The sequence below is a fragment of the Hymenobacter sp. IS2118 genome, from assembly GCF_000715495.1.
Taxonomy (GTDB): Bacteria; Bacteroidota; Bacteroidia; order Cytophagales; family Hymenobacteraceae; genus Hymenobacter.
In genome coordinates, this window is record NZ_JNLX01000165.1 from 61,198 (window position 1) to 81,573 (window position 20,376).

Below are 20,376 nucleotides of genomic sequence, written 5' to 3' on the forward strand. Positions count from 1 at the left end.
CATTCCAATCAGCGAAAATCAGTGATACTACTTGATGCGAACCGTGCGACCAGGCTGCAACGTTTTGATGCCGGGGTTCAACCTCTTCAGCGTGCTCAGGCCCACGCCGTGGCGCTCGGCAATTTCCGAAAGGGTATCGCCCGAGCGCACCTTGTAGGTAACGGTCTGCCGGGCCTTGGCAGGCCGGCTGCTGCTGGTTCGGCCGCTGCTACTACGGCTGCTGCTACTCCGGCTTCGGGTTTGCAACGACCGGTTGTAGTAGTTGAACAGCTCCGAGGTAATGGTGAAATTATCCTTCCGCAACTTGTAGTCCGGAAAATCATACACCAATGCCGGGTTGATGGGGTTGCCTTGGTAGCGCACTTCAAAGTGCAGGTGCGAGCCCGTGCTCCGCCCCGTACTGCCGCCGTAGCCAATAAGCTGGCCCGCCTTCACGAAGGTACCCACCGGCACCAGCGCCTTGCTCATGTGGCCGTATATGGTTTCCAGGCCGTTGTAATGGCGCACCAGTATGTAATTACCGTACCCGCCCCCGTCCCAGGCGTTGATACGAACCACGCCATCAAAAACGGTTTTTACCGAGTCCCCGGTGTTGAGGTCGAGGTCCATGCCATAATGCCAGCGATAGCCCCGGAAAGCAAACCCGGAAGTAATAGGGGTCTTCACCAGAGGCATGCTGGCAAAACGCTCGCGCGAAGGGTCGGTGAGCTTCAGTTGCAGGGAGTCGCGGTAGGTGCGGCCATCCACGCGGTAGGGATTTACGGTGCGCGTGTCCCAGATGGAATAGTAGCCCGCCACCTTCACCCAGGAGGAATCAATCAGTACTTCCTCCGACATTTCCACGATTTCCTGCCCGCCCAAATTGAGCCGGGAAGTGTCTTCGCTTACAATGCTCAGCTTTTTGGCGGGATTGAAGAAGATTGATTTTGCTGCGTCAGAATCGTCATCAGCTAATTCCTCGGTTTCGATAACCGTTGTGGTATCAGGGCGCACGTAACGCATTCTTGGCGTTTTGATGCGGAAAAAGTCGGCATTGCCGGTGGCGTTGCCGGCCTGGGCTTTGGTGCGTGGCGCTTTGCGACGCTGCGCGTACGCCGGGTTCAGTCCCGCCAGCAGCACCAGGAGCGCCAACAGCAGCAGCGCCGGACGCCAGTAACTTATTTTCAGATAGGTCAAAAGCAAACAGGGAAAAGGCCGAGGGCAATGGGAATAATCAGCCCACGCCTCGTGCCGTTCTTTTTAAAACAAGTGGTCAGAAAAGACGAGCTCCAGAGCTCGCCTTTTCTAACACGTCAATGCGCGGTTTTTAGTGTGCGCCCAGCGCTGCTAAATAACGTTCCGCGTCCAAAGCAGCCATGCAGCCGGTGCCAGCGGCCGTCACGGCCTGCCGGTAAGTGTAGTCCTGCACGTCGCCGCAGGCAAAAATACCGTCGATGTTGGTCTTGCTCGTGCCGGGAATGGTCTTCAGGTAGCCCTGCTCGTCGTGGTGCAGGTAGGACTGAAAAATCTTGGAATTCGGCTCGTGCCCGATGGCCACAAAGAAACCGGTAAGCTTGATTTCGCGGGTTTCCTGCGTCAGTGTATTTTTCACACGCACGCCCTCCACGGCGTGCTCACCCAAAATCTCATCCGTCACAGTATCGAACAGCACCTCAATCTTAGGGTTGTCGAGCACACGCTTTTGCATAATTTTCGAGGCTTTCATCTCGCTTTTGCGCACAATCATGGTCACCTTGCTGCACAGATTGGCCAGATACGTAGCTTCCTCAGCAGCAGTATCGCCGGCGCCCACAATGGCTACTTCCTGCCCGCGGTAGAAGAACCCGTCGCACACCGCGCAGGCCGACACGCCCGAACCATTCAGCCGCGCTTCCGACGGAATCCCCAGCCACTTGGCTGAAGCGCCAGTGGCAATAATTACGGTATCGGCCGTCAGCTCCAGGCTTTCGTCGATGGTAATTTTGCGTGGGTGCACCGAAAAGTCCACGGCCGTGGCAATACCGAAGCGAATGTCGGTACCGAAGCGGGTGGCCTGTTTTTTCAGGTCTTCCATCATCTCCGGGCCCATCACGCCATCAGCGTACCCCGGAAAATTCTCCACGTCATTCGTAATTGTGAGCTGGCCACCAGGCTGCAAGCCCATGTACATAACGGGCATCATGTTGGCGCGGGCAGCGTAGATAGCAGCAGTGTAACCAGCCGGCCCGGAGCCGATAATCAGGCATTTGATGTGTTCAGACATTGCGTTGTGCGGTCAGCCTTCGCTTTCCGTATTAAAGCTGATTTTTAAATAAAAGTCTCACGGCAAGCCAAAGCCTCCCGCTCAGGTGCTACAAAAAACCCCAACCTTACAGTCGGGGTCTTTCAATAACAAATCTAACTAAAAGTTAGCCCAGATAAGGCTTCAGCGCCTTCGAGCGCGACGTGTGCCGCAAACGACGAATCGCCTTCTCCTTAATCTGACGCACCCGCTCGCGGGTCAGATTGAACTTCTCGCCAATTTCCTCCAGGGTCAGAGCAGCCTCACCATTGAGCCCGAAATAGAGCGTGATAACATCAGCCTCACGCTTGGTGAGCGTGCTCAGGGCGCGCTGCACTTCCTTGCGAAGCGAGTCGTTCATCAGCGCCATATCCGGCGACTCTTCGTCCTCGTTTTCAAGTACGTCGAGAAGACGGTTTTCCTCACCCTGTACGAAGGGAGCATCTACCGATACATGGCGGCCCGAGATTTTCAGGGTGTCCACCACTTCCGAGGTAGTCAATTCCAGCACTTCGGCGATTTCCTCCGGCGAAGGCTCGCGCTCGAATTTCTGCTCCAGTTCCGAGAAGGACTTGCTGATTTTGTTCAGCGAACCCACCCGGTTCAGGGGCAACCGTACGATACGGCTCTGCTCGGCCAGGGCCTGCAGAATCGACTGGCGAATCCACCAAACAGCGTACGAGATGAATTTAAAGCCGCGGGTTTCATCGAAACGCTTAGCCGCTTTGATAAGACCGAGGTTGCCTTCATTAATGAGGTCACCCAGGCTAAGCCCTTGGTTCTGATACTGTTTTGCAACCGACACTACGAAACGCAGGTTGGCTTTCGTCAATTTTTCCAGCGCCTGCTGGTCTCCGTCGCGGATGCGCTGCGCAAGCGTAACCTCCTCGTCGGGCGTGAGCAAATCAACCTTGCCAATCTCCTGGAGGTATTTATCCAGCGACTGGCTTTCGCGGTTGGTAATCTGCTTACTAATTTTTAGCTGTCTCATTGGGGACTAGGTAAGAACAATATCTGATGGGGTTATACGTAAGAAAAAGCCGTCCGGACAGGCCCCTAAGTCAGAGGTAGCCAACAGGCTTCCTCCGACATTAGTTCGGGACCGTCCGTGCAACTACGCCTGAGCTTCGCCGTTGCTGGCTGCGGCCGTTTCCGGCTTGGGCAGCAACACCTTACGCGACAAGCGGTATTTACCGGTTTTCTTATCGATTTCCACCAGTTTCACGTCAATATCCTGGCCCACTTCCAACAAGCCTTCCAGCGTCTGAATCCGCTCGTGCGTCACTTCCGAAATGTGCAGTAGTCCGTCTTTGCCGGGCATAATCTCCACAAAAGCGCCGTAGGGCTGAATGCTGCGCACTTTGCCTTTGTACACCTCGCCCACTTCCGGCTGCGCCGCGATGGCCCGAATCCGGTCGATGGCGCCTTGCATGTCGTCTTGGTTAGCCGCGTAAATGCTTACGTGGCCCTTCTCGTCCTTCTCCTCGATAATCACCGTAGCGTTGGTATCCTTCTGGATTTGCTGGATAACCTTGCCGCCTGGCCCGATGATGGCGCCAATAAACTCTTTATCAATCAGCATTTTGTGCGAGCGTGGCGTGTGAGCTTTCAGCTCAGCTGCTGGCGCGGCAATGGTCTTCGCCATTTCGGCGAGAATGTGCAGGCGGCCGGCACGGGCCTGGTGCAGCGCGGCGGTCAGAATCTCATTACTCAGGCCCTGGATTTTGATATCCATCTGGCAGGCGCAAATGCCTTTCTCGGTGCCGGTCACTTTGAAGTCCATGTCACCGAGGTGGTCCTCGTCGCCAAGAATGTCGCTCAGCACGGCATATTCGCCGGTTTCCTTATCCTGAACCAAGCCCATGGCAATGCCCGAAACGGCACCCGTGATTTTCACACCAGCATCCATCAGCGCCAGCGAGCCGGCGCAAACCGTGGCCATCGAGCTGGAACCGTTCGACTCCAGGATGTCCGACACGATGCGGATGGTGTAAGGGTTTTCGTCCTCCGAGGGCAGCACCTGCTTTAGCGAGCGCAGGGCCAGGTTGCCGTGGCCGATTTCGCGGCGGCCAGCGCCCCGGTTGGGCTTCACTTCGCCGGTCGAGAAACCGGGGAAGTTGTAGTGCAACATGAACTTCGAGTAACCCTTGGTCAGCGGCTGGTCCACAATCTGCTCATCGAGCTTGGTGCCGAGCGTGGCCGTGGTCAGGCTTTGGGTTTCGCCACGGGTGAAAATGGCCGAGCCGTGCGCACCGGGCAAATAGTTGATTTCCGACCAGATGGGGCGAATTTCGGTGAGCTGACGGCCGTCGAGACGCACCCGCTCCTTCACCATCATGTCGCGAATAGCTTTCTTTTCAGCTGAGCCATAATAGCGGCTGAACATCTTCATGTTCAGTTCCGCATCTACGGCCAGTAATTGCTCCAGCACGGCTTTTTTCACCTTGCCAAAGCCTTCCTTGCGGCCACCTTTGCTGGTGTTGCCGCTGCGGGCCACGTCGTAAGCACCCTGGTAAACAGCGTCCAGAATGGTCTTTTTCAGTTCCTCGTTTTCCTCGTACTTGGGGTACTCGCGCGTAGGTGAATCGGCCGTGCGGCCCACGGCCTCGGCCAGGTCCTTTTGCAACTGGCACTGGGCCTTGATGGCTTCGTGACCGAAGGCAATGGCCGCTACCATTTCCTCTTCGCTCACTTCCTTCATCGCACCTTCCACCATGGCCACAGAGTCGGCAGTAGCGCCTATCATGAGGTCCATGTCGGCGCGGGCCAGGTCGGAAGTTTTAGGGTTGATATGGAACTGGCCGTCGATGCGCGCCACGCGCACTTCGGAAATCGGGCCAGCAAACGGAATGTCGGAAATCGACAGCGCAGCCGAAGCGGCCAGGGCGGCCAGTGCATCGGGCTGTACTTCTTTATCGGCCGAGATGAGGGTAATCATTACCTGCACCTCATAGTGGTAGTCTTTGGGGAACATCGGCCGCAGGATGCGGTCGACGAGGCGGCAGACCAGGATTTCGTGGTCGCTCAGGCGGCCTTCGCGGCGCTGAAACGAGCCGGGGATTTTGCCGGCCGAGCCGAATTTCTCCTGATAATCAACCGACAGCGGCAGAAAATCAACGCCTTCGCGCTGGCTCGGGGCCGAAACCACCGTGGCGAGCAGCATGGTATCGCCGAGACGAACCACGACGGCACCGTCGGCGAATTTGGCCAGCTTGCCGGTTTCGATGGAGATGACGCGGCCGTCGGGCAGCGCCAGGGTTTTAGTAATGGCGTGGGGTTGGGACATCAGCGGGATTTGCTTGGATAAGCGACAGCGGGCGAGCAGCCAAAAACGAGCGCCGCGCACGGCTCTCGCTACTCTGGTAAACACAACAATGCAACACGATAAACAGCTTTCCGGGCCGGCCTCGGCGCCAAACCAACCCGAACAAAAAAAGAGTAGGGAACCTTCGTTGGAAGGCTCCCTACTCTCAGATTCCGGACTTACTTACGGATGCCCAGCTCCTTGATGATGGCACGGTAGCGGTTGATTTCGCGGTGCTGCAGGTAATCCAGCATGCTGCGACGCTTACCTACCAGTTTCAGAAGGCCCAGGCGGGTGCTGTGGTCCTTCTTGTTCACCTTGAGGTGCTCGGTGAGGTGGGTGATGCGGTGCGTGAAGAGGGCAATTTGCGACTCGGCCGAACCAGTATCGGTTTTCACTTTTTGCAGGCTGTTCTTTTCGAAGATGGCCTGTTTTGCGTCTGTAGTTAGAATCATCGGCTGATAGGTGTTACCCCGTCTTAGATTTAAAGATGAAAAAAAGAATTGTGATTACCCCACACATTGGGGTGCCGCAAAGGTACGAAATTTAATAACAGGATGAAAGAGCTTTGTGGCCTAAGCTTTGGCTTATGACGAGCGCAGCGACTATCGGCACCCGCACCGCCTGACGCTTGCAGTCCCCAATACTCGCTGCGCTCGTCACAAGCCAAAGCTTAGGCTACTTGCTCTACTTCTGGTTCCGTGATTTTGCGCAGAGAAGGGATGCCCAAGCGTTGTGGCAACCGCCGCCAGAAATCCAATTCCAGCAAGCCGGAGTCGTTATAGGCTTGGTAGAGGAAGAAGAGGCCTACAGGCATCAGCACCAAATTAGACATCCACATGCCGAGGCCAACGGGCATCACAAACTCGCGGCCGTACTTCTCGCCCATGATGCTCAGCACGTAATAAATAATAAAGAAGAGGATGGATACCAGAATGGGCACCCCCAAACCGCCCTTTTTAATAATGGAACCCAGCGGCGCTCCAATCAGAAACATCAGCAGCACGGCAACGGACTGCGAATACTTCCGGTAAACCTCAATCCGAAATAAGGCCGAACTACGCGCGTATTCGTTTATGCGCTCGGCGCTGGCGGTGGCAAAGGCTTTGATATTGTTGGCGCGGTTGGCGGCCTGCTGCAGAATGGGCGCCGTGGCTTCAGCCAGCCGGGAAGCCGGCACCTGAATTGCCGCTACCCGCCGATTGGCGGCCTGCCCGGTAGTATCGAACCGGAAATACGTGTAGTAAGCATTGGTTTGCCGCGTAAGTTGGCCCTGCTCCATGTTGAGCTTCTTCTGCACCGAATCCGTCGCGCTGCGAAGCTGCGGAATATTGAGCATCATCCGGTTCTCCTTAAAAAGGTCTTCCGGTGTGCGGGTAGTCCCGAACGAAGCCAACGAAAAAGTAATCATATTGTGGTCGAACCCCTGCCGGATGAAACTTGCGCCGGCCCGGTCTTGCGCATTGGGCTGCTCCACGTAGTTATAGCCGTTAAATAGCTCTAGGCCGAGGTAGCCGCCGTTGAAGCGGGTGAACATGCGGCCCGAATCGGCCAGCATCAATTTGGCATTGCCCGATTGCTGGGTGTGGTCATAAATCATAACGCCGTGCAGTTGGTCGCCATTTTCGCCGGATTTGCGCTCCACTTTAATGGTGTAGCCCGGAATCCCGTTGTAGAAAACCCCGGCCCGGATGTCCAGAGCGAGCTTTTGCTGGCGTACGTCCCAGAGCAAGCTGTAAGCCTTGAGGTTGGCCCGTGGAACGATGGTTTCATTAAACCAAAAGGCCCCAATGGCCAAGCCAACCGTGAGCAGGAACACCGGCCGCAAAATGCGGGTCAGGGCAATGCCCGATGCTTTAATAGCCGTGAGCTCATGGTGCTCGCCCAGGTTGCCATAGGTCATCAACGATGACAGCAGTACGGCCAGCGGCAGCGATACCGGCACAATGAGCACACTGAAATAGAACAGCAGCTGCAGCAGCACCGCCGTTCCCAAATCCTTACCGATAATGTCGTCGAGGTATTTTAGCAGCGTATGTGTGAGCAGAATAAACTGCACGACCGCAAACGTGAGCAGAAAGGGTCCGGCAAAAGCCTTTAAAATCAGCTTGTCGAGCTTTTTGAGCATAAATCAGGGTAACGGGAATGGACTGCTACCAGCAGTTGAACGAAACACCACACGAAAAAGTACCGGACGATAAAACGCTTCCTGGTACCGATTTTCGCCGGGCGCTACCCTCCTACCTGCTCACGCAATTTGGCCACTAGGCTTTCCCATAGTTCCTGCTGCTCCTCGGCATCGTGGCCGGCAGAGTAGTCCACCACCCGCAAGTACACCTCATCGGTTACCTGCGAGGAGTCCAGCGTAAACTCCAAAAAGTTGGCGTCGGCCACCGGCTGCCGCTGTTCGTCGAGGAACACGAACCGGACCCCGCGGTTCAGGCGTTGGCCCGAAATTTCGGCGTAGTGATTTTCCTGGTCCCAGATAAAATTGAGACGCTGCCCCTCCACATAGCGCACATCGTCGCAAAACCACTGCGAAAGGCCGGAGGCAGTTGCCAGATAGGGAAAAAGTATCTTGGGCGAGGCGTTGATGGGAAATTCAACAATGAAACGCGTTTTGGTTTGAGTATCAGGCGCAGCCATAGGGATTAAGACGAAGGGACCTGAACAAACCACAGAGTGAATCCGGTCACAAGAGATAAATATGATGTTTTTTGCCCCTCACGCTTGCTTCGGGGTCTTTTGCAGCGTTACCTTTGCACCCACAAAAAACCCGGCGGGGTAGCTCAGTTGGTTAGAGCACAGGATTCATAACCCTGAGGTCACGAGTTCAACTCTCGTCCCCGCTACTTCTAAAACCGTTTCGGCTGTCTGCCGAAGCGGTTTTTCTGCTTTATGCCAGTTACAGACCTTAGTTGGGTTGGCCACAGAAGATGGGATTACAACAAGTACGGGGTCGTGATGGATAACAAGGCCCAAAAACAAGAAAACGCTGAACCCAAAGGCCAGCGTTTTCTTATTAAATCGCGCTGAAAGGCAATTACTTCACTTTCTCCACGATGCCTTTAAAGGCACCGGGGTTGTTCAAGGCCAAATCAGCCAACACTTTGCGGTTGAGTTCAATGCCAGCCTTTTTCAGGCCGCCCATCAGCTGCGAGTACGACAGGCCGTGCTCACGCGCACCGGCGTTGATACGCTGAATCCAGAGGGCACGGAATTCACGCTTCTTTACTTTACGGTCGCGGTAAGCGTACAAGAGGCCTTTTTCAACGGCATTCTTAGCTACGGTCCACACGTTTTTGCGACGGCCATAATAGCCTTTCGCCAAACGCATAATTTTCTTGCGACGGTGGCGCGAGGCCACGTGGTTGACACTTCTTGGCATAACCTAGAGCATTTTTGGCAGCCGGCGACGGGTTAAAGTCTTAAGGCCGGAAGCCTGGTGAATTAATTAGTGAGGGATAATTGGCAATTAACAGTCAGCAAAAAAAGAATTAAGACAAGAGTCACAATTCTTAATGGCTAATATTTTAATTACTAATTAAAAATTGAGCATCTGGCGCACACGGTTCATGTCGGCGCTGCTCACGAGGCCGGTACGGGTCAGGCCACGCTTTTGCTTGGTCGTCTTCTTCGTGAGGATGTGTGATTTGAAGGCGTGCTTCCGCTTCACCTTGCCCGTTCCGGTGAGCGCAAAGCGCTTCTTAGCACCGGATTTCGTCTTTACTTTCGGCATTGTAGTAAGTGTTGGAGGGTTGGTTGTTGATAGTTGATTGCTGACCGACCAAGGGTCGGGAAGCCATTTTCAACCGGGTAAAATCTATTCGGTGGCGTCGGTTGAAACCGGAGCCGTTTCGGAGGTCTGTTCGGTGGCTTCGGCCTTGGCTTCAGCCGGTTTAGGGGCTTTCTTCTCGGCCTTGTCCGGAGTTGCGGCGGGCTTGGCAGCAGGTTTCACAACGGCAGCCGCTTTCGGGGCTAGGTAGAGAAACATGCGCTTGCCTTCCAGCTTGGGCAGCTGCTCCACTTTGGCTAGGTCTTCGAGGGCCTGCGCAAACTTGAGCAGCAGGATTTCGCCCCGCTCCTTGAACACGATGCTACGGCCCACAAAGTGTACGTAACTCTTGATTTTAGCACCTTCCCGCAAAAACTCCTGAGCGTGCTTCACCTTAAAGGCAAAGTCATGCTCGTCGGTATTGGGGCCGAAGCGTATTTCCTTGAGAACGACTTTGGTCTGCTTGGCCTTCAGCTCACGGGTTTTCTTCTTCTGCTCGTACTTGAATTTCGAGTAGTCGATAACCCGGCAAACGGGGGGAGTGGCAGTGGGCGAAATCTCAACGAGGTCGAGATTTTGTTCCTGGGCCATTTTGCGGGCCTGGTCGGTAGGATAAACGCCTTGTTCGACGTTATCACCGACCAAACGCACTTCGCGGGCCAGGATTTTCTGGTTGATTTTGAACGGCTCTTCCACCTGCTGGCGGGGCACGTACCGACGGTTCGGGGCTGCTATGGTTTGGTCCTCCTCCTAAAAAGTGGCGAGAAATGAGAGTCTATATGATTCTGACCAGGTAGGGTCTGTCAATCAAGGGGCAAATATCGGGATTTATGTTGGTAAATGCAAGGCGGCTTGAGAAGCTTTAAGCTACAAGCCGCAAGCTGTAAGCTTCTCCCCAATGGAAATGGCTTGCAGCTTGTAGCTTAAAGCTTAAAGCTTAAAGCTTAAAGCTTAATAAGCTTCTACAATCTGACTCTGCACGCTTTGCACGAAGGCATCAAGTGGCATGGAGCCCAGGTCGCCTTCGCCGTGCTTGCGCACCGAGATAATGTTATCCTGTGCTTCCTTCTCTCCTACCACCAGCAGATACGGTATTTTGCCCATTTCGGCATCCCGGATTTTGCGGCCAATTCGCTCGTCGCGGGCATCCACGGTCCCGCGCAGGTCGTGCTGCTCCAACTGGGCTTTCACCTCGTAAGCGTAATCGATGTATTTATCCGAAATGGGAAGCACGATGAACTGCTCCGGGGTGAGCCAAAGCGGGAAATTGCCGCCGCAATGCTCGATGAGCACCGCCACAAACCGCTCCAGGGAGCCAAACGGAGCCCGGTGAATCATTACCGGCCGCTGGCGCGAATTGTCGGAAGCCACGTACTCCAGGTCGAAGCGTTCGGGCAGGTTGTAGTCGACCTGAATGGTGCCCAGCTGCCAGCGCCGGCCAATGGCATCGCGCACCATAAAGTCCAGCTTAGGACCGTAGAAAGCGGCTTCGCCCAGCACGGTTACGGTGTTCAGGCCTTTCTCGGCAGCGGCTTCCTGAATGGCAGCTTCGGCGCGCTCCCAGTTTTCGTCGGAGCCGATATATTTGGTTTTGTTCGTGGGGTCGCGCAGGGAAATCTGAGCCGTGAAGTCGGGGAAATCCAAGGCTTTCAACACGTAGAGTACGATGTCAATCACCTTTTTAAATTCGTCTTTTACCTGGTCGGGCCGACAGAAGATGTGCGCGTCGTCCTGCGTGAAGCCCCGCACCCGGGTCAGGCCGTGCAGCTCGCCGCTCTGTTCGTAGCGGTACACGGTGCCGAACTCAGCAAAGCGCACGGGCAGGTCGCGGTAGCTGCGGGGCTCGGTTTTGTAGATTTCGCAGTGGTGCGGGCAGTTCATCGGCTTAAGGAAGAATTCCTCGCCGGGATTGGGCGTTTTGATGGGCTGAAACGAGTCGGCGCCGTATTTTTCGTAGTGGCCGCTCGTCACGTACAGTTCCTTGGAGCCGATGTGGGGCGTTACCACGGGCTGGTAGCCGGCCTTCACCTGGGCTTTGCGCAGGAATTGCTCCAGCCGCTCGCGCAGGGCCGTGCCTTTGGGCAGCCACAGCGGCAGCCCCGCTCCTACTTTCTCCGAAAAAGCGAACAGCTTCAGCTCCTTGCCCAGCTTGCGGTGGTCGCGGCGCTTGGCTTCTTCCAGGCGCTCCAGGTATTCCGTAAGGTCCTTGGCTTTCTGGAAGGTGATGCCGTAGAGGCGCGTGAGCTGCTTATTCTTCTCGTCGCCACGCCAGTAGGCCCCGGCCACGTTCATCAGCTTGGCGGCTTTGATGGTGCTGGTATCGGGAATGTGCGGGCCGCGGCAGAGGTCGGTGAAACCGCCCTGCGTGTAGAAGGTAATCTGGCCATCTTCCAGGTTTTCGAGCAGCTCCAGCTTGTAGGGGTCCTGCTTTTCCTGGAAGTAGGCAATGGCGTCGGCTTTGGAGATTTCCTGCCGGACGTAGCGGTTTTTTTGCTTAGCCAGCTCCAGCATCTTCTTCTCGATTTCAGAGAAATCATCGCTGGAAATGCTGCGCCCTTCGCCCAAATCAACATCGTAGTAGAAGCCGTTTTCCACGGCGGGCCCGATGGCCAGCTTCACGCCGGGGTACAGCGTTTCGAGGGCTTCGGCCATGAGGTGGGCCGAGGAGTGCCAGTACGTCGCTTTGCCGGCATCGTCGTTCCAGGTTAGAATTTCGACGGTAGCGTCCTCGGTAAGGGGACGGTGCAGGTCGCGCACTTCGCCGTTGATGCGCACGGCCAACGCATTACGGGCCAGGCCTTCGCTGATGCTATTGGCCAGGGCATGGCCCGTAGAGCCGGATTCGACCTGGCGAACCGAACCGTCGGGGAGGGTGATATTGAGCATAGATTGGTGGTAAAAGGTGCCCACTGGGCAAAGCAAGGCGCAAGTTACGCGTTGCCCGACGAGGAATTAAGAATCTGAAACGAGAAATTGGGGTTTTTCTCATTCCAGTTTATGTATTGCTGTTGGCAGTTGGCTACTGCGCGCTAGGGCGCAGCAGCGGCAACGGGGCAATAGGCGCCGGCCGGGTGCTACCGGCAGGCCGGCGGTAGTAATATCGGGGCGAGGTGCGCAGGCTATCGGGCAGCGCGGCCTGCACCCGTTCGTTAGTTTTCCAAACTTTAAACGTCCAGTGGCCATTGCCGGGATTCTCCGCCACCAGCCGCCGAAATTGCGCCAGGGCCTCGGGCAGGCGGTTTTGAGTTTCCAGGGCTTCGGCCAACAGGACGCGGGCTTGTGGCAGCCGGGGATTGCGGCGCAGCGCCCGTTTTAGGTGCCCGATAACCTCGTTGGGGCGGCGCGCACTGGCCGCGGCCAGGCCCAACCGGTAATCGGCCCGGTACACAGTGGTATCGAGAGCGAGGGCCCGGCAGTAATACCAAAGGGCGCTATCGGGACGGCCACGCAGTTCCAGCTGTCGGCCGTAGTCGTAGCGCAAAAGGCCCGAGGTAGTGTCCAGCTTCATGCCCAGGGCGGCGTAGCGCGCCGCGTCGGCCGGCACGCGCCAGGCGTTCAACAGAAAAGCCAGCTGATGTAGAATTTCGGGTTGCCAGGGGTCGCGGGCCAGCGCATCCTGCAGGTATTGCACCGCCGTGGAAGTGTCGGCCGTAGCGGCGTAGGCCAGGCCCTTATAGAAAAGCGCGGCGGGCTGGTCGGGGTCCAGGCGCAGAGTCCGGTCGAGGTTATCGAGCGCGGCCGGGTAGTTGCGCGCGGCCAAGTGGGTTTCTCCTACTAATAAAGGCAATTCGGGGCCCGTGAAACCGTATTTGGCTGCCTGACGCGCGGCGGCCAGGGCCTCGGGCAGGCGGCCCAGGGTTCGCAGGGCCCGGGCTTGCACGTAGTACGTACGGCCGTCGGCATCATCGATTTCCAGGGCGGCGGCCACGTCGCTCAGCGCGGCGCGCGGGTCGCCGGCAGCCAGCCGCAAGGTGGCGCGCCGAACCCAAAGTGCGGCATTGCGCGGCTCCCGGGCAATTGCGCCGTTGAGCTCATCGGCCTGCACTTGGGGGCCGCTTTGCACGGTGGCCAGGTTCACAAGGGTATCGGGACGCTCGGTGGGCTGCGTGGAGCACCCCGGAAGCGCCAACGCTGCCAACGCACCCCATGCTAGCCTAAATAACCGTTGATAACTCATCATAGAAGGACACGCCACAAGCTACCGCAAAGAAAAGCACCCGCGAAGCTAAACCGGGTACGGCCCGGGGCGGCCAGCCAAAAGGAAGGTGTACGCGGCACTGCATTACCTACCGGGCCTGCCAAAAAACTAGTCGGAACCGTCATTATTACCGGTGGTATCTGCCGGCGCCCCGGCGTTGGGCGTGGCCGGGCGACGTGCCGAGGCCAGCCGTTTTTGGCGTCGGGCATCAGCGCGCAAAAGCGGGGGCAGCATCTTGCGGCATAGCCGGCTCAGCACCAAGTCTTCGCTTGTGACGGGGGGGATTTTTTCGGCGTGGCGCAAGATTTCAATGGCCCGGCGGCGGCGGCCCTGGTACTTGTACATGCGCGCCAGGTCGTAGCAGAACTGCAGGTTTTGGGGCGCCATGCGGTGCGCTTTTTCCAGGGCCTCAATGGCTTCCCGGCTACTGCCGCCGGCCGGCATTCCGCCCAGTACCAGGTTGGAGTATAGGCGTTCGAGCACGCTGTAATGGGCCACGCGGTACTGCCAGCGGCCGAGCAATTGCCAGGCCTGCGGCATGTCGGGACGATTTTGAGTGGCCAGGTACACATGGGAGCGCAGGTCTTTAAAGGCCTTCAGCCGGGCCCCGGCCTTGTACAGCGTGGCTTGGTTGAAGAGGGCCAGCGCCACGGCAAGGTTGCTCTCCCCGCCTTCGGGCCGAAGCAGGAGAGCGCGCTCGCCGTATTGGCGGCCGGCATCGAAATAAGCCGCTTTGCGGGTTTCGTCGGAATAACGGGCTCCGATTTTGACACTCAGCACGGCGGCTTGCCACAGGGCCAGGTAATGCAAGGGGTTGGTTTTGAGGACGTCCTGATAAATTGCCAGGGCTTCGGAATCCTTAAACTGGTTGACGAGGTCGGCCGCCAGGTCCAGCTTCTTCTGAACGGCCGGCGGGTTTTCGGGCAGTGGCGCAACCACCGCCGGCCGGGCAGGAGCAGCCTTGCGGGTGCGGGTTCGCAATTGGGCCGCAGCAGGCAGCCCCAGCATCAGGCCCAGGAGCAAAAGACTCAGCCATCGCACCCGGGCACGGGCCGGCAACACGCGCAGCCCTAACCACTCCAACGACAACATAAAGCAATTTAAGCAGTAAGCCACAAGCTTTAAGCTACAAGCTTTTATTTTGATTATCAATTGATTGTCAGCCAGTCAATGTGCGTTTACTTTTGCACAACTGCTCAACAGGACTCGCACCAAACTTTTCCAAAGCTGCAAAACGCGCTGCCGCTGCCGCAACGAAAGCGCGGGCGTTCCAGTTTCAACGGGCACTGCGAAGCCTCTGTGCGTTTAAAATAGCCCCAGCTGCGCCTTGGGCCGCTTGAGCAGCTCACGGGCCTGCGCCACTTCTTCGGCAGTAACGTCGACCGGGCCGCCGGGCTCGGCGGTGGGTGCCGGGCCATCAGTCGGCTTGCCGGGCACGGAGGCAGCGCGCTTTTTCACCTCGCGGCGCTGGGGCTCGGCGCCTTCGTCGGTGAGCAGCTCAATGGCGTGCACCTTGAAGTAGTTGAGCTTGTTGCCCATTGCCTTCCAGCCTTTTACATCAATAAATTCGTGCAGGCTGATTTTCTCGGTTTCCTTTTCCGCCTTTTTATCCCTCTGCAGTTTCACTTCCATCACCGGCTCCGGATTTGCCGTCACGGCCAACATTTTAGAGCCTTTCGACTCTGAAATAAACAGGAAACGCTTGCCCAGTGTCGTGGTTTCAATGCGGAAGCGCTTCACGTAATGGATTTTGCTTTCGCCCTCCATGTACACGGTTGCGAGCACTTCGTCGGGCTCAAATTTGCGCAGCAGCACGATGTTGGGCACATCGAAATGAATGGCGGAATCGGGTGGGGTCAGTTCGTAGCTGCCGTCGCGGAACACCACCAGCACGGTGTCGTTGGTATCGAAAGTGCCCAGGTAGCGGCCGTGGCTGGTACCGAGGCGGCCTACCACGCTGTCGAAGAACATTTCACGGCCGCCCAGGGTCGAGTCGCCCAGCAGCTTCTGGGTGATTTTTTTGATGGGCTGCTTCGTCACGATGTTGCCCATCGAGCCTTTGCCCTTGATGCCCAGCTCGGCGAAATCAAAATCAAACTGCTTGACCCGCGCCGGCGCTTTATCGGACAGTTGAATGCCAACAATTTCGGATTCAGAGTTAGGATTAGCCGTGAGATACAGGGTTTTGGTGCCCTTGGTGCCCTTGGTCAGGTCGTAGGTTTTGTCGCGGGTGATGCCCGAAACCAGGAAGCGCTTGGCGAAGGCAATACCCGACGCGCCATCGAGGTACACCATATTGTACACCAGCCGGTCGTCATTCTTATTGTACACGCCCACGTGCAGAATGTCCTTGCCCACGAAGGTTTTTTCCGCGATTCTGCTCACCGTGAAGGTACCGTCGCGCCGGATGGCGATGATGTCGTCCAGGTCGGAACAGTCGCAGATAGTGACGGCGTTTTCGTCCTTTTTCAAGCCGTAGCCCACAAAGCCGTCGGCGTAGTTCACGTAGAGCTTCTGGTTGGCCACGGCCACTTTCTGGGCCGTCACCACGTCGAAGGTGCGGAGCTGGGTTTTGCGCTCCCGGCCCGCGCCGTACTTCTTCAGCAGGCCCTTAAAGTAGTTGATGGCGTAGCGGGTGAGGTGGCCCAGGTGGTCGGCTACCTCGGCCAGCTCAGCCTCCAGGCGCTGCAAAAACTCGTCGGCCTTAAAGCCGTCAAACTTCGAAATGCGCTTAATCCGAATTTCGGTGAGGCGCGTGAGGTCGTCCTCAGAAATGGGGCGACGCAGCACGATGCGCTGGTCATCGGCGCGGGCTTTTTCGCCGTCGATGCGGACAAATTTCCGCAGGCCCTTATCAATGGTTTCGAGAATTTCCTCCCAGGTTTCGCACTCTTCAATTTTGCGATAGATGCGGTTTTCGATAAAAATCTTCTCCAGCGAAGCGTTGTGCCACTTCTCCCACAGCTCCTCCTGCCGAATTTCCAGCTCGCGCTCCAGCAGCCGCACGGTGGCTTTGGTGCTCTGGCGCAGCACGTCCTCCACGCCCACAAAGCGCGGCTTGTCATCGATGATGACGCAGGTGTTGGGAGAGAGGCTGATTTCGCAGTCCGTGAAGGCGTAGAGCGCGTCCATCGTGAGGTCGGGGCTCACGCCGGGCGGCAGCTGCACCTGGATTTCCACGTCCTTGGCCGTGTTATCGACCACCTTCTTAATCTTGATTTTATTGGCCTCGCTGGCTTTCACGATGCTCTCCATCAGCGCCATCGTCGTGGTGCCATAAGGAATGTCGCGGATGATGAGCAGCGTTTTATCGACCTTCTCAATAGTGGCGCGCAGGCGGATTTTGGCCCCGCGCATGCCCGAGTTGTAGTTGCTTACATCGCAAAGCCCGCCGGCCGGAAAGTCCGGAAACAGCCGCACCTCGTTGCCCCGCAGCACCTCAATGCTAGCCTCGCACAGCTCGCGGAAGTTGTGGGGCATAATCTTGGTGCTCAGGCCCACGGCGATGCCTTCCACGCCCTGCGCCAGCAACAGCGGAAACTTGACGGGCAGCGTGGTGGGCTCGCGCTTGCGGCCGTCGTAGCTCAGCTGCCACTCGGTGGTATCGGGGTTGAATACCACATCAAGGGCAAACTTGCTGAGCCGGGCCTCGATGTAGCGGGCCGCGGCCGCGCCGTCGCCGGTGCGCACGTCGCCCCAGTTGCCCTGCCGGTCAATGAGCAGGTCTTTTTGTCCCAGGTTCACAACAGCATCGCCGATGCTGGCATCGCCGTGCGGGTGGTACTGCATGGTCTGGCCGATGATGTTGGCCACCTTGTTGAGGCGGCCGTCGTCCATCTCCTTCATGGCATGCAGAATGCGCCGCTGCACGGGCTTCAGGCCGTCTTCGATGGCGGGCACGGCGCGCTCCAGAATCACGTAGCTGGCGTAGTCCAGAAACCAGTTCTGGTACATGCCGCGCACGGTGGCCACGTCGTGAATGGTTTCGCCGGGCGCGAATTTGGGCTCTTCCTCGGTTTCCGGCTCGGGCACCAGGTCAGCGGCCAAATGCACGGCCGGCGTTTCGCCAAACAGGCCACTCCCCTCGCCGGCCGGATTCAGGACCGGGCCATCGGCGGGCTCCGCCGCGTTGGCCGCATCCTGAGCCGCGAAACTGGTGGGCTCTGCCGCGTCGGCCGCGGCGGCGGGCGAAAAAGCCGTCAGGTCAAAATCCAGCGAATCGCCGGGCTGCAGAAAGTTTTGGTCAATGGATTCAGAATCGGGAGTATCGAGAGTAGCCACAGCGAAATTAAAAGAGGACGGCGAACGGCCATCAAAAGTACCGGAATCAGGAAGGAGCGCAGCAAATTACAATTCCCAGCCAAGCCGGAAAGTTCCTAATATTTTTAGCTTATCAGAGTGATTTGCTCAGCGCGATGGAAATCACAAACGCCGTCCCGAAGCAAATAACAGCATTATTCGGGAAAATACAAGCTAACAACAATAGCCAAGGCCGCTTGGCTCGAAATCCGCTCAGGCCGGCGAATCAGCCCCGATGACGCCAAAAGAAAAAAGCCCGAGCCAAAGGCCCGAGCTTTTCCGTGGAATGTGCCGACTAGTCTACCCCTAGGCGGCGATTCAAACCTACGCAAAATTTCCTGCAATGCAAAATCACTGCTTAAAAGGAAATGAGATATTTCCGCTGAACAGGCCCTGTCCGAAGCGAAAAGAACGGATTTAGTCGCTGCAATTACGCGGTTTCAGAGTATTTAAAGGGCCATATCGCTAAAAAACCAATCGCAAGAACCAGACTTTTTCAAAGCGCGACTAGTCTGATGGCAGTCAGATATATCACTATTGTAAAAATCATAGTTCAGCAGGTTGGCCAAGTCACCGAACGGCCCGTCAGCATCGGGTCAATCGGCTTCTACCACTTCCGCCACCGGCAGCACGTCGCTGGTAACCAAGTCTTTTTCGAGGCGGAGATTGTCGATGATAAAATTCTGGCGGTCGGGTGTATTCTTGCCCATATAGTAAGTCAGCACCTGCTGAATACTGCGGTCGGACTGCAAAATGACGGGTTCGAGCTTGATATTATCACCGATGAATTTGCCAAACTCATCCGGTGAAATTTCGCCCAAGCCTTTAAAGCGCGTGATTTCGGGGTTCTTGCCCAGCTTGCGCATGGCGGCCTGCTTCTCGCCTTCGTTGTAGCAATAGATGGTTTCCTTCTTGTTGCGCACGCGGAACAGTGGCGTTTCGAGGATGAAGACGTGGCCGTTGCGCACCAAATCCGGGAAAAACTGGAGGAAGAAGGTGAGCAGCAGCAGGCGGATGTGCATGCCGTCCACGTCGGCATCGGTGGCCACCACCACGCGGTTGTAGCGCAGGTGCTCAATACCTTCTTCAATGTTGAGGGCGTGCTGAAGCAGGTTCAACTCCTCGTTTTCATACACAATTTTCTTTTTCAGGCCGAAGCAGTTCAGCGGCTTGCCGCGCAGGCTGAACACGGCCTCCAGCTCCACGTTGCGGCTTTTGGTGATGCTGCCCGAGGCCGAGTCGCCCTCGGTGATGAAGAGCGTGGTGAGCAGCTCTTTTTCGGCGCCGTCCTTGGCATTTTCGCCCAAGTGGAAACGGCAGTCGCGCAGCTTGCGGTTGTGCAGGTTGGCTTTTTTGGCGCGCTGGTTGGCTAGTTTTTTCACGCCGGCCATGTCCTTGCGCTCCCGCTCGCTCTGCTCGATGCGCTTGCGCAGGGCTTCGGCCACCAGCTGGTTTTTGTGCAGGTAGTTGTCAAGATGCTCCTTCACGAAATCCACGATGAAGCCGCGCACCGAAGGCCCGTCCTCGCCCATGTTCACGCTGCCGAGCTTGGTTTTGGTCTGGCTCTCGAACACGGGTTCCTGCACCCGCACCGAAATGGCGGCAATGATGCTGGCCCGGATATCGGCTGCATCGTAATCCTTCTTATAAAACTCGCGCACAGCTTTAACCACCGCTTCACGAAAAGCCGCTAAGTGCGTGCCGCCCTGCGTGGTATACTGGCCATTGACAAAGGAATAGTACTCCTCGCCGTAGTCGTTGCCGTGCGTCATGGCCATCTCAATGTCCGGGGCCTTGAGGTGGATAATGGGGTAGCGCAGGTGCTCCACATCGGCCTTGCGGGAAAGCAGGTCGAGCAGGCCGTTCTCGGAGTAGTACTTCTGGCCGTTGAAGTTGATGGTGAGGCCGGCGTTGAGGTAAACGTAGTTCCAGATTTGATTTTCGAGGTATTCCGGAATGAAGCGGTAGTTCTTGAAAATCGTATCGTCGGGCTGGAACGTGACCAGGGTGCCGTTGCGCTGACTGGTTTTCTGAGCTTTGGGGTCGCTCACGAGCTTGCCCTGGGCAAACTCGGCGGCTTTCATCACGCCTTCGCGCACGCTCTGCACCAGAAAGTAGCCGCTCAGGGCATTCACGGCCTTAGTACCTACCCCATTGAGGCCCACCGACTTCTGAAACACCTTGGAATCGTACTTGCCCCCGGTGTTGATTTTACTCACCACGTCCACCACCTTGCCCAGCGGAATGCCGCGGCCGTAGTCCCGCACCTGCACCCGGGAGTCCGAAATCTTGATATCGATGGTGCGGCCGTGGCCCATCACATGTTCGTCGATGCAGTTATCGACCACTTCTTTCACCAGCACGTAGATGCCGTCGTCGTAGGCCGAGCCGTCGCCCAGTTTGCCGATATACATACCGGGCCGCAACCGGATGTGTTCGCGCCAGTCCAGGGAACGGATGCTGTCTTCGTTATAGCCGTGGTCGGCGGCTTTGACTTGTACTTCGTGGGCTTCCGTTTCGGGGGCGTCGTTCATGGGGCA

The 20,376-nt window shown here is 57.0% G+C and carries 14 protein-coding genes, 1 tRNA gene and 1 pseudogene; 1 reads left to right on the forward strand and 15 read right to left on the reverse strand.

Annotated elements, in window-relative coordinates; all coding sequences use genetic code 11:
• Positions 1 to 27: 27 nt before the first annotated feature.
• From GM79_RS26350 to GM79_RS17240, 7 genes are all read right to left on the reverse strand, one after another.
• Complete coding sequence (locus GM79_RS26350) at positions 28 to 1,182, reverse strand: M23 family metallopeptidase (protein WP_316930132.1); 1,155 nt, start codon at positions 1,180 to 1,182, stop codon at positions 28 to 30.
• A 124-nt stretch (positions 1,183 to 1,306) separates the two neighbouring features.
• The gene (gene trxB / locus GM79_RS17215) at positions 1,307 to 2,242 is read right to left on the reverse strand and encodes a thioredoxin-disulfide reductase (protein WP_035566350.1); all 936 of its coding nucleotides are present in this window, start codon (positions 2,240 to 2,242) and stop codon (positions 1,307 to 1,309) included.
• 145 nt (positions 2,243 to 2,387) lie between these two features.
• Positions 2,388 to 3,251 (reverse strand): RNA polymerase sigma factor RpoD/SigA, encoded by an 864-nt coding sequence (locus tag GM79_RS17220; protein ID WP_035566352.1) that lies wholly within the window; start codon positions 3,249 to 3,251, stop codon positions 2,388 to 2,390.
• A gap of 123 nt (positions 3,252 to 3,374) precedes the next feature.
• Positions 3,375 to 5,546, reverse strand: a complete 2,172-nt coding sequence (gene pnp / locus GM79_RS17225) for a polyribonucleotide nucleotidyltransferase (protein WP_035566354.1) — start codon at positions 5,544 to 5,546, stop codon at positions 3,375 to 3,377.
• A gap of 197 nt (positions 5,547 to 5,743) precedes the next feature.
• Positions 5,744 to 6,019 carry a 30S ribosomal protein S15 gene (gene rpsO, locus GM79_RS17230; RefSeq protein ID WP_035566361.1) on the reverse strand — a complete coding sequence of 92 codons (276 nt, stop codon included), beginning with the start codon at positions 6,017 to 6,019 and terminating at the stop codon, positions 5,744 to 5,746.
• Between the two features lie 218 nt (positions 6,020 to 6,237).
• On the reverse strand, positions 6,238 to 7,692 hold the full coding sequence (locus GM79_RS17235) for an LptF/LptG family permease (RefSeq protein ID WP_035566369.1): 1,455 nt from the start codon (positions 7,690 to 7,692) through the stop codon (positions 6,238 to 6,240).
• 104 nt (positions 7,693 to 7,796) lie between these two features.
• On the reverse strand, positions 7,797 to 8,210 hold the full coding sequence (locus tag GM79_RS17240) for an START-like domain-containing protein (protein WP_035566372.1): 414 nt from the start codon (positions 8,208 to 8,210) through the stop codon (positions 7,797 to 7,799).
• Between the two features lie 132 nt (positions 8,211 to 8,342).
• Here GM79_RS17240 and GM79_RS17245 point away from each other — a divergent pair.
• Positions 8,343 to 8,416: transfer RNA gene (locus tag GM79_RS17245), tRNA-Met, on the forward strand.
• A gap of 191 nt (positions 8,417 to 8,607) precedes the next feature.
• Here the strand turns inward: GM79_RS17245 and rplT are convergent.
• The 8 genes and pseudogenes from rplT to GM79_RS17285 form a co-directional block, all read right to left on the reverse strand.
• Complete coding sequence (gene rplT, locus GM79_RS17250; RefSeq protein WP_035566374.1) at positions 8,608 to 8,952, reverse strand: 50S ribosomal protein L20; 345 nt, start codon at positions 8,950 to 8,952, stop codon at positions 8,608 to 8,610.
• Between the two features lie 156 nt (positions 8,953 to 9,108).
• A complete protein-coding gene (gene rpmI, locus GM79_RS17255) occupies positions 9,109 to 9,303 on the reverse strand; it encodes a 50S ribosomal protein L35 (protein WP_035566377.1) in 195 nt (64 codons plus the stop codon).
• A gap of 213 nt (positions 9,304 to 9,516) precedes the next feature.
• Positions 9,517 to 10,074, reverse strand: a pseudogene (infC, locus tag GM79_RS17260) (translation initiation factor IF-3); the annotation flags it as partial.
• A 216-nt stretch (positions 10,075 to 10,290) separates the two neighbouring features.
• Positions 10,291 to 12,225, reverse strand: coding sequence for a threonine--tRNA ligase (gene thrS / locus GM79_RS17265; protein ID WP_035566458.1), 1,935 nt, complete (start codon positions 12,223 to 12,225; stop codon positions 10,291 to 10,293).
• 133 nt (positions 12,226 to 12,358) lie between these two features.
• Positions 12,359 to 13,417, reverse strand: coding sequence for a tetratricopeptide repeat protein (locus GM79_RS17270; RefSeq protein WP_161787209.1), 1,059 nt, complete (start codon positions 13,415 to 13,417; stop codon positions 12,359 to 12,361).
• 228 nt (positions 13,418 to 13,645) lie between these two features.
• A complete protein-coding gene (locus GM79_RS17275; RefSeq protein ID WP_152560057.1) occupies positions 13,646 to 14,620 on the reverse strand; it encodes a tetratricopeptide repeat protein in 975 nt (324 codons plus the stop codon).
• Positions 14,621 to 14,842: 222 nt separating this feature from the next.
• Complete coding sequence (locus GM79_RS17280; protein ID WP_410471189.1) at positions 14,843 to 17,569, reverse strand: DNA gyrase/topoisomerase IV subunit A; 2,727 nt, start codon at positions 17,567 to 17,569, stop codon at positions 14,843 to 14,845.
• Between the two features lie 863 nt (positions 17,570 to 18,432).
• Positions 18,433 to 20,370, reverse strand: coding sequence for a DNA topoisomerase IV subunit B (locus tag GM79_RS17285; protein ID WP_035566388.1), 1,938 nt, complete (start codon positions 20,368 to 20,370; stop codon positions 18,433 to 18,435).
• Positions 20,371 to 20,376 lie beyond the last annotated feature (6 nt).

Bases quoted from the DNA above. Each gene is read 5' to 3' on its own strand.
- GM79_RS17240 (WP_035566372.1), bottom strand. From the start codon at position 8,210: ATGGCTGCGCCTGATACTCAAACCAAAACGCGTTTCATTGTTGAATTT.
- rpmI (WP_035566377.1), bottom strand. From the start codon at position 9,303: ATGCCGAAAGTAAAGACGAAATCCGGTGCTAAGAAGCGCTTTGCGCTC.
- GM79_RS17285 (WP_035566388.1), bottom strand. From the start codon at position 20,370: ATGAACGACGCCCCCGAAACGGAAGCCCACGAAGTACAAGTCAAAGCC.
- pnp (WP_035566354.1), bottom strand. From the start codon at position 5,546: ATGTCCCAACCCCACGCCATTACTAAAACCCTGGCGCTGCCCGACGGC.
- trxB (WP_035566350.1), bottom strand. From the start codon at position 2,242: ATGTCTGAACACATCAAATGCCTGATTATCGGCTCCGGGCCGGCTGGT.
- GM79_RS17235 (WP_035566369.1), bottom strand. From the start codon at position 7,692: ATGCTCAAAAAGCTCGACAAGCTGATTTTAAAGGCTTTTGCCGGACCC.
- rplT (WP_035566374.1), bottom strand. From the start codon at position 8,952: ATGCCAAGAAGTGTCAACCACGTGGCCTCGCGCCACCGTCGCAAGAAA.
- thrS (WP_035566458.1), bottom strand. From the start codon at position 12,225: ATGCTCAATATCACCCTCCCCGACGGTTCGGTTCGCCAGGTCGAATCC.
- GM79_RS17220 (WP_035566352.1), bottom strand. From the start codon at position 3,251: ATGAGACAGCTAAAAATTAGTAAGCAGATTACCAACCGCGAAAGCCAG.
- rpsO (WP_035566361.1), bottom strand. From the start codon at position 6,019: ATGATTCTAACTACAGACGCAAAACAGGCCATCTTCGAAAAGAACAGC.